Genomic DNA, 8,358 nt, shown 5'->3' with positions numbered 1-8,358 from the left:
TCCCCGCAAGAGTAGGACGTCGCCAGGCAAAAAAACCTTTAGAAATGATTTTCTAAAGGTTTTTTTGTGTTGGAAAAATGTATTTTAAATCCATAATCTTTTTGTACTCTAGTTCTAATATATTCAGGAGTTAAAATGAATCCGGAAACGGGTAAATAATATAACTACCTTTCTCACTTCATATTAATCACATAGAGAGCGAGAATGTATAGGATGAGTCGAGAGGAGATGCTTCTTATGTCTTTTTCAATCTTTGTTGAGGAATACTTATTGCTTATGCTTGCTCGGTTAGTTACTACCGTTGTACTGTGTGGATTAATAGGGTTTGAGAGGGAGTTAAAGAATCGTTCAGCTGGTTTTCGTACACATATTTTAGTTGGTGTTGGTTCGTGTTTAATGATGCTTTTGTCATTATATGGGTTTGTGGGTTATTTAGATTCTAATTCTAGTATTCGATTTGATCCTTCTCGCATCCCTTCATATGTTATAAGTGGAGTTGGATTTTTAGGAGCTGGGACGATTTTAGTTCATGGTTTGACTATTCGAGGATTAACAACTGCCGCTTCCATTTGGGTTGTTGCAGGGATTGGGTTGGTAATTGGAGCTGGGTTATACGGGCCTGCTGTTTTAGCTACAATTGTTGTATTAATAAGCTTAATTTTGTTGAATCATGTAGAAAGTGTAATCAAGAGGAAATCGAATATCGTTATACAAATGACCGTTTATCAAAATTTCGATATAGAGGAATTAATACGTTTATGCACCAAATATTATGTAGATGTGCAAAAAATTGAAATGCATAATGGAAACGAAAGTGATAAACGTATTATGTTGGAGATAAAACCGAATAAAAGCTTAAATATTGTTACATTTTCTGATGAGATTTCTCACATACACAATGTTCTGAGTGTGTGGAATGTTTAATGTATGCTTATAAGTGGTAGGGGAAAACTGTTGATGAGTGTTTTGTTTGCATTCCTTTTAAAAATAAGTATAATAAAAATATAGTCAAAGATAGTCAAAGTCAAAAAAGAGGAGGAGGGACCTTGGCTAATATTTCTGATGTAATTGAGGCTCACTTAAAGGAAATCATTGCTACAAATAATCATAAAGCGATTGAAATTAAACGAAGTGAACTAGCAGCTCTTTTTCAATGTGTACCTTCACAAATTAATTATGTAATTAATACTAGATTTACAATAGAAAAAGGTTATGTTGTAGAAAGTAAGCGTGGTGGTGGTGGATATATTCGGATTATCCGCGTTCAACCTCAGGATAAGATTCAACTTTTAGAAGAGTTAATAAGCTTAGTTCAGCCAAAGATTAGTCAACAAGCTGCTATTGATGTAATTGAGCGGCTATTAGAGGAAGAAATGATTACAGCACGTGAGGCAAAAATAATGGTCAGTGCGATTACACGTAATGTATTAAATGTTCAGCTTGTATTACGAGATGAGCTACGTTCTCGGATTTTGTCTTCCATGCTTACAACGTTGAAGTATAAAGAATAAATGAGGGAGGGAATACTGGTATGGACTGTCAAGAATGCCAACAACGCCCTGCAACTTTGCACTTTAGTCAAGTGATTAATGGTAATAAAAAAGAGATTCATTTGTGTGAGAAATGTGCACAAGAAAAAGGGTACATGTCCCAATATAACGAATCGTTTTCATTGCATAATCTATTATCGGGGTTATTTAACTTTGACTCTTACCAGTTAACAGAGTCTCAAAATTCGAACGCCTATACAGCAACCCAAAAAGTACAATGTGAGAAATGCGGCCTTACTTACAATGAGTTTACTCGTATTGGTAAATTTGGATGTGCGCATTGTTATGAAGCGTTTGGGGAGAAGTTAAATCCTATTTTTCGGAGGGTCCACAGCGGGAATACTATTCATGATGGGAAAGTACCTAAAAGGATGGGCGGAAATTTACACGTCCGCAAACAGTTAGAGAAGGAACGGCAACATCTTCAACAATTAATTAATGAAGAAGCTTTTGAAGAGGCTGCTCAAGTAAGGGATCGTATCAGGTCGTTAGAGCAGCAATTACATTCTGAACAAGGGGATGGTGATCAGTAATGTCCCTAGAGCAATTTATGAATGAAGCTATTAGTCCATGGATGCAAGAAGAAGGTCCCGATAGTGACATCGTGTTAAGTAGTCGTATTCGTTTAGCGAGGAACTTTGATCAAGTGGCTTTTCCTATCTTAGCTAATCAAAACGATCTAGAGCGGATACTTGATTTTTTTCAGCAAGCATATCATGAACAATCTTTCCGCTCTTACAAAGACTTTGAACTTATTCGTGTGCAAGAGTTACAATCAATTGAAAAACGTGTATTAGTTGAAAAGCATTTAGTAAGTCCACATTTGGTTAATAACTCCAATCATGGTGCTGCGTTAATTTCTCGGAATGAGCAAGTATCTATTATGGTGAATGAAGAAGATCATATTCGAATTCAGCTTTATGTTCCAGGTTTCCAGTTAGAGCATGCGCTAGAACAAGCATTTGAATTAGATGATTGGTTAGAAGAGAAAATTAACTTCGCTTTTGATGAAAAACGAGGATATTTAACGAGTTGCCCTACTAATGTGGGTACAGGAATGAGAGCGTCTGTTATGATGCATTTACCAGGGCTTACCTTAACCAAGGAAATGAATCGTCTTATTCCTGCAATTAATCAATTAGGGCTAGTTGTTAGAGGAATTTATGGGGAAGGTAGCGAAGCTTTAGGTAATATCTTTCAAATATCGAACCAAATTACGTTAGGCAAATCAGAGAAAGATATAGTAGAGGATTTAATTAGTGTGGTACAACAGTTGATTGAGCAAGAACGCCATGCTAGAGGAAAAATAATGGAACAATCTCCTGTCGCATTGGAGGATAAAATTTTTCGTTCTTATGGTATTTTAGCAAATAGTAGAATTATGGAATCCAAAGAAGCTGCAAAATGTTTATCTGATGTACGATTGGGAATAGACTTAAGGTATATAGAACATTTATCAAGATCCATTTTGAATGAGTTAATGGTGTTAACACAACCAGGCTTTTTACAACAATATGCTAACAAGAAATTATCTCCTGAAGAGCGTGATGTTAAGCGAGCTTCATTGATTAGGGAGAGACTACATTTAGCAAACAATATTTAGTTAGGAGGGAAGCCCTATGATGTTCGGGCGTTTTACAGAAAGAGCACAGAAAGTTCTAGCTTTAGCACAAGAGGAAGCAGTTCGTTTAGGTCATAATAACATTGGAACAGAGCATATTCTGTTAGGGTTAGTTCGTGAAGGTGAGGGTATTGCTGCAAAGGCATTAGGTGCTTTAGGTTTAGCGGCAGAGCAAATCCAAGAGGAAGTAGAACAACTTATCGGTTCAGGTGACAAAGTATCACAAACGATTCATTACACACCGAGAGCGAAGAAGGTCATTGAGCTTTCCATGGATGAAGCAAGAAAGTTAGGTCACTCTTATGTTGGAACAGAGCATATTCTATTAGGATTAATTCGTGAAGGAGAAGGCGTTGCAGCACGTGTGTTAAATAACTTAGGGGTGAGCTTAAATAAAGCCCGTCAACAAGTGTTACAGCTGTTAGGTAGTAATGAGTCAACCTCTAATAACGGAAGCAGCAGACAGGCGTCGAATGCGAATACACCAACATTAGACTCATTAGCACGAGATTTAACAGTTGTTGCGAAAGAAGGCAATATTGATCCGGTCATCGGTCGGAGTAAAGAAATTGAACGTGTTATTCAAGTGTTGAGCCGAAGAACGAAGAATAACCCTGTCTTAATTGGAGAGCCTGGTGTTGGAAAGACAGCGATAGCAGAAGGATTAGCTCAACAAATCATTAATAATGAAGTTCCGGAGATTTTACGAGATAAACGTGTGATGACATTAGATATGGGAACTGTTGTTGCAGGGACGAAATATCGTGGTGAATTTGAAGATCGCTTGAAAAAAGTTATGGAAGAGATTCGTCAAGCAGGTAATATCATTCTATTCATTGATGAGCTACACACATTAATTGGTGCAGGTGGTGCAGAGGGAGCTATTGATGCTTCGAACATCTTAAAACCATCTTTGGCACGGGGCGATTTACAATGTATTGGAGCTACCACGTTGGATGAATATCGTAAATATATTGAGAAAGACGCCGCTCTTGAACGACGCTTCCAACCAATTCGAGTTGATGAGCCTACGTTAGAAGAATCGGAACAAATTCTACAAGGTTTGCGGGATCGCTATGAAGCACATCACCGTGTAACCATTACAGATGAGGCTATTAAGTCAGCAGTACAATTATCGAACCGTTACATCCAAGACCGTTTCTTACCAGATAAAGCGATTGATTTAATTGATGAGGCAGCATCCCGCGTACGATTACGTTCTTATACGGCACCACCAAATTTGAAAGACTTAGAAAGCCAATTAGAAGAAGTGCGCAAAGAGAAAGATGCGGCAGTGCAAAGTCAAGAATTCGAAAAAGCGGCTTCTCTTCGTGATGATGAGCAGAAATTACGAGAGCAGTTAGATAAGACGAAAGATGAATGGAAAGAAAAGCAAGGACAAGAGAATTCAGAAGTGACGCAAGAGGATATCGCGACCATTGTTTCTACATGGACAGGGGTACCTGTATCTAAGTTAGCTAAAGATGAAACAGAGCGCCTTTTAAATATGGAAGAAGTGCTTCATAATCGTGTTATTGGTCAAGATGAGGCGGTTGTCTCTATTTCAAAAGCGATTCGTCGTGCCAGGGCTGGTCTTAAAGATCCGAAGCGCCCGATTGGTTCTTTTATTTTCTTAGGACCAACAGGGGTCGGGAAAACAGAATTAGCGCGTGCTTTAGCAGAAACCATGTTCGGTGATGAAGATGCGATGATTCGAATTGATATGTCCGAATATATGGAGAAGCATTCGACTTCTAGATTAGTTGGTTCTCCTCCTGGATATGTAGGGTATGATGAAGGTGGACAGCTAACGGAAAAAGTAAGACAAAAGCCATATTCCGTTGTGCTACTTGATGAAATTGAAAAGGCTCATCCAGATGTGTTTAACACATTATTACAAGTGTTGGAAGACGGCCGATTAACAGACTCGAAAGGTAGAACGGTGGATTTCCGTAATACGGTAATCATTATGACTTCCAACGTAGGAGCAACAGAACTTAAACGTAATAAATATGTAGGCTTTACTCTAGGTGATAGTGAGCAAGATTATAAAGATATGAAATCGAAAGTAATGGAAGAAATGAAAAAAACATTCCGTCCTGAATTCCTGAACCGTATTGATGAAATTACGGTCTTCCACTCACTAGAGAAAAAGCATATGAAAGATATTGTTCTGTTAATGGTTAAGCAATTGCAAAAACGCTTAACAGAGCAAGAAATGGAATTTGAACTAACGGATGCTGCTATAGATAAAATTGCAAATGAAGGATTTGACCCTGAGTACGGAGCAAGGCCTTTACGTCGCTCCATCCAAAAGAATGTAGAAGATTTACTGTCCGAAGAATTACTAAAAGGTACGATTTCAACTGGACAAAAAGTAACGATTGATGTAAATGAAGACGGAACTTTCTATGTTTCCGAAAAAGATAGTATTCCATCCGCATAATCCCTGAAAAACGGAAGGTAATCACCTTCCGTTTTTTTTTTGAATAGTTTTTGAAACAAATGATTATGCATAAACGTCAATATATATATATAAGACTCTAATAGATTTAATGAAGCAGTAATGTTTTTGTAAATACATTGTAACTCATCATTTCCGTTTATGTATGAGATAATAACAAATAAGGGCTCCTCCTTAAAGAAGGAGCAAATGAGAATGGCGAAAAAGAAAGTGAAATTTGTATGCCAAGAGTGTGGTTATGAAACTCCGAAATGGATGGGAAAGTGTCCATCGTGTAATAATTGGAACACGCTAGTTGAAGAATTAACATCTAAACCATCAAGCAGGCATACATTTGTAACGAGTGATTCTAGTATTCGAAAAAAACCAGAACAAATTACAAAGATTAAATCGGAAAAAGAACCGCGAATAGAAACAGACATGCCAGAAGTGAATCGGGTATTAGGTGGTGGAATTGTACCAGGTTCCCTTGTTTTAATAGGTGGGGATCCGGGTATTGGTAAGTCAACATTACTACTTCAATTATCCTCTCAGTTAGCGAACAAGCAATTGAATGTGTTGTATATTTCCGGTGAGGAATCAACTAGACAAACGAAATTGCGAGCAGATCGCTTAAATGCGCTCTCTGATAACCTATATGTATTAGCTGAAACAAATATGGCGGACGTATCGAATCAAATTGAGCACATCAATCCTTCCTTTGTTGTTATCGATTCTATTCAAACGATATTTAAAGAAGAAGTCACATCTGCACCAGGCAGTGTATCTCAAGTGCGTGAATGTACAAGTGAATTGATGCGTATCGCCAAGCATAAAGGGGTGCCAATCTTTATCGTTGGACACGTGACGAAAGAAGGTTCCATAGCAGGTCCGCGATTACTAGAGCATATGGTCGATGCAGTGCTTTACTTTGAAGGGGAACGTCATCATACATTTCGCATTTTGCGAAGTGTGAAGAATCGTTTTGGCAGTACGCATGAGATGGGTATTTTTGAAATGAAAGAAGAAGGCCTTCGTGAAGTGGCTAATCCTTCAGAAATCTTTTTAGAGGAAAGGTCGCAAGGGGTAGCAGGTTCGACAGTTGTTGCCTCGATGGAAGGAACGAGGCCTGTACTGGTAGAAATTCAATCGCTTATTTCCCCGACAGCATATGGTAATCCAAGAAGAATGGCTACAGGTATTGATTATAATCGTGTACCGCTATTAATGGCAGTTCTTGAAAAGCGTGTAGGTATGTTGCTACAGAATCAAGATGCATATGTGAAAGTAGTTGGAGGGGTTAAATTAGATGAACCCGCCATTGATTTAGCAGTAGCTATTAGTATCGCATCTAGTTTTCAAGACAAATCTTCTAAACCAGATGATGTATTTATCGGAGAGGTTGGATTAACTGGAGAAGTAAGAAGGGTTTCTCGAATCGAACAACGCGTACAGGAAGCAGCTAAGCTTGGTTTTAAACGAGCAATCATCCCAAAGAAGAACATTGGAGATTGGAGTGTACCACGAGATATAGAGATCGTCGGGGTAAATTCAGTCCAAGAGGCATTGAAAGCATCGTTGGGAGGGGCGTAAATGGAATGGTATGAGAAAAGAAATACTGTAGTTGGGGATATTTTGTGTTTAATAGCTCCAGGAACGCCACTACGCCAAGGAATTGATAATATATTACGAGCCAATACAGGTGGCTTAATTGTCATCGGTTATAGTGACCAAATGAAACAACTAGTGGATGGAGGGTTTGCTATCAAAACCCCTTTCACCCCAGCCAATTTATATGAATTAGCAAAAATGGACGGAGCCCTTATTCTCAATCAAGAAGCAACGAAAATTATTTATGCCAATGCGCAATTAATACCTGACTCATCCATAACATCATCGGAAACGGGCATGCGTCACCGTACAGCGGAGCGAGTAGCAAAACAAACAGGGGAATTAGTCATCGCCATATCTCAACGGAGAAACGTCATTACTCTATACAAAGGGAATATGCGTTACTCCTTGAAGGATATTGGGGTTATTTTAACGAAAGCTAACCAAGCGATGCAGACGTTAGAGAAGTATAAAAACGTGCTGGACCAAGGAATAACGAATCTTGGAGCTCTTGAGTATGAAGATATGGTAACATTTTCTGATGTTGTGCAAGTAGTCCATCGTATTGAAATGGTGCTACGTATTAAAAATGAAATATTGAACTACGTTAACGAGCTTGGCACAGAAGGCAGACTAATTCAGCTTCAATTAACAGAATTAGTTGCGAACATTGAGGAAGAAGCGGCGTTACTAATGAAAGATTACAGTAAAAACAAAGACTTCAAACCATATCCCATTCTGAAAAGGTTACAAGAAGTATCTAATCATGAGCTTATAGATGATGCTCACATATTGAAAGTATTAGGATATTCTATGACGACAAAGTTAGATGATCCTGTAATGCCAAGAGGTTATCGAATATTAAATAAAATACCAAGATTGCCAACTATTATTGTAGAACATATTGTAAATCAGTTTGAAACATTACATGAAGTAGTGAAAACTTCCCCTAAGGAGTTAGTTAAGGTAGAAGGTATTGGTGAAGTTCGGGCTGCGAAAATTAAAGAGGGATTAAATCGCATTCAAGAGCAATTATTTATTGATCGTCATATTTAAAAAATTGACATATTTCGTGTTTATGTGATATTATTTTAATTTTGTCATAATTGATTATCTTCTCTAAATATGATAAT

General features: G+C 37.9%; 7 protein-coding genes. All 7 read left to right on the top strand.

Annotated features, from left to right (window positions below; genetic code table 11):
• The first annotated feature begins 237 nt into the window (after positions 1-237).
• On the top strand, positions 238-924 hold the full coding sequence (locus N784_RS13025; protein WP_036835613.1) for an MgtC/SapB family protein: 687 nt from the start codon (positions 238-240) through the stop codon (positions 922-924).
• 122 nt (positions 925-1,046) lie between these two features.
• Positions 1,047-1,511 (top strand): CtsR family transcriptional regulator, encoded by a 465-nt coding sequence (locus N784_RS13020; protein ID WP_036835612.1) that lies wholly within the window; start codon positions 1,047-1,049, stop codon positions 1,509-1,511.
• 20 nt (positions 1,512-1,531) lie between these two features.
• Positions 1,532-2,083, top strand: a complete 552-nt coding sequence (locus N784_RS13015; protein WP_036835611.1) for a UvrB/UvrC motif-containing protein — start codon at positions 1,532-1,534, stop codon at positions 2,081-2,083.
• The gene (locus N784_RS13010; RefSeq protein ID WP_036835610.1) at positions 2,083-3,153 is read left to right on the top strand and encodes a protein arginine kinase; all 1,071 of its coding nucleotides are present in this window, start codon (positions 2,083-2,085) and stop codon (positions 3,151-3,153) included. Before N784_RS13015 ends, N784_RS13010 begins: the two co-directional genes overlap by 1 nt.
• A 16-nt stretch (positions 3,154-3,169) precedes the next feature.
• The gene (gene clpC / locus N784_RS13005) at positions 3,170-5,617 is read left to right on the top strand and encodes an ATP-dependent protease ATP-binding subunit ClpC (protein WP_036835609.1); all 2,448 of its coding nucleotides are present in this window, start codon (positions 3,170-3,172) and stop codon (positions 5,615-5,617) included.
• A gap of 213 nt (positions 5,618-5,830) precedes the next feature.
• Complete coding sequence (gene radA, locus N784_RS13000; RefSeq protein ID WP_036835608.1) at positions 5,831-7,207, top strand: DNA repair protein RadA; 1,377 nt, start codon at positions 5,831-5,833, stop codon at positions 7,205-7,207.
• Positions 7,208-8,281 carry a DNA integrity scanning diadenylate cyclase DisA gene (disA, locus tag N784_RS12995; protein WP_036835607.1) on the top strand — a complete coding sequence of 358 codons (1,074 nt, stop codon included), beginning with the start codon at positions 7,208-7,210 and terminating at the stop codon, positions 8,279-8,281.
• Positions 8,282-8,358 lie beyond the last annotated feature (77 nt).

The sequence above is a fragment of the Pontibacillus litoralis JSM 072002 genome, from assembly GCF_000775615.1.
In the GTDB taxonomy this organism is placed as follows: Bacteria; Bacillota; Bacilli; order Bacillales; family BH030062; genus Pontibacillus; species Pontibacillus litoralis.
Note: the sequence above shows the minus strand (reverse complement) of the source record. Positions and strands in the feature narration are given on the sequence as shown.

What these genes read in the sequence shown, in the direction of transcription:
- disA (WP_036835607.1), top strand. Translation starts at nt 7,208, where the DNA reads ATGGAATGGTATGAGAAAAGAAATACTGTAGTTGGGGATATTTTGTGT.
- N784_RS13015 (WP_036835611.1), top strand. Translation starts at nt 1,532, where the DNA reads ATGGACTGTCAAGAATGCCAACAACGCCCTGCAACTTTGCACTTTAGT.
- clpC (WP_036835609.1), top strand. Translation starts at nt 3,170, where the DNA reads ATGATGTTCGGGCGTTTTACAGAAAGAGCACAGAAAGTTCTAGCTTTA.
- N784_RS13010 (WP_036835610.1), top strand. Translation starts at nt 2,083, where the DNA reads ATGTCCCTAGAGCAATTTATGAATGAAGCTATTAGTCCATGGATGCAA.
- radA (WP_036835608.1), top strand. Translation starts at nt 5,831, where the DNA reads ATGGCGAAAAAGAAAGTGAAATTTGTATGCCAAGAGTGTGGTTATGAA.
- N784_RS13025 (WP_036835613.1), top strand. Translation starts at nt 238, where the DNA reads ATGTCTTTTTCAATCTTTGTTGAGGAATACTTATTGCTTATGCTTGCT.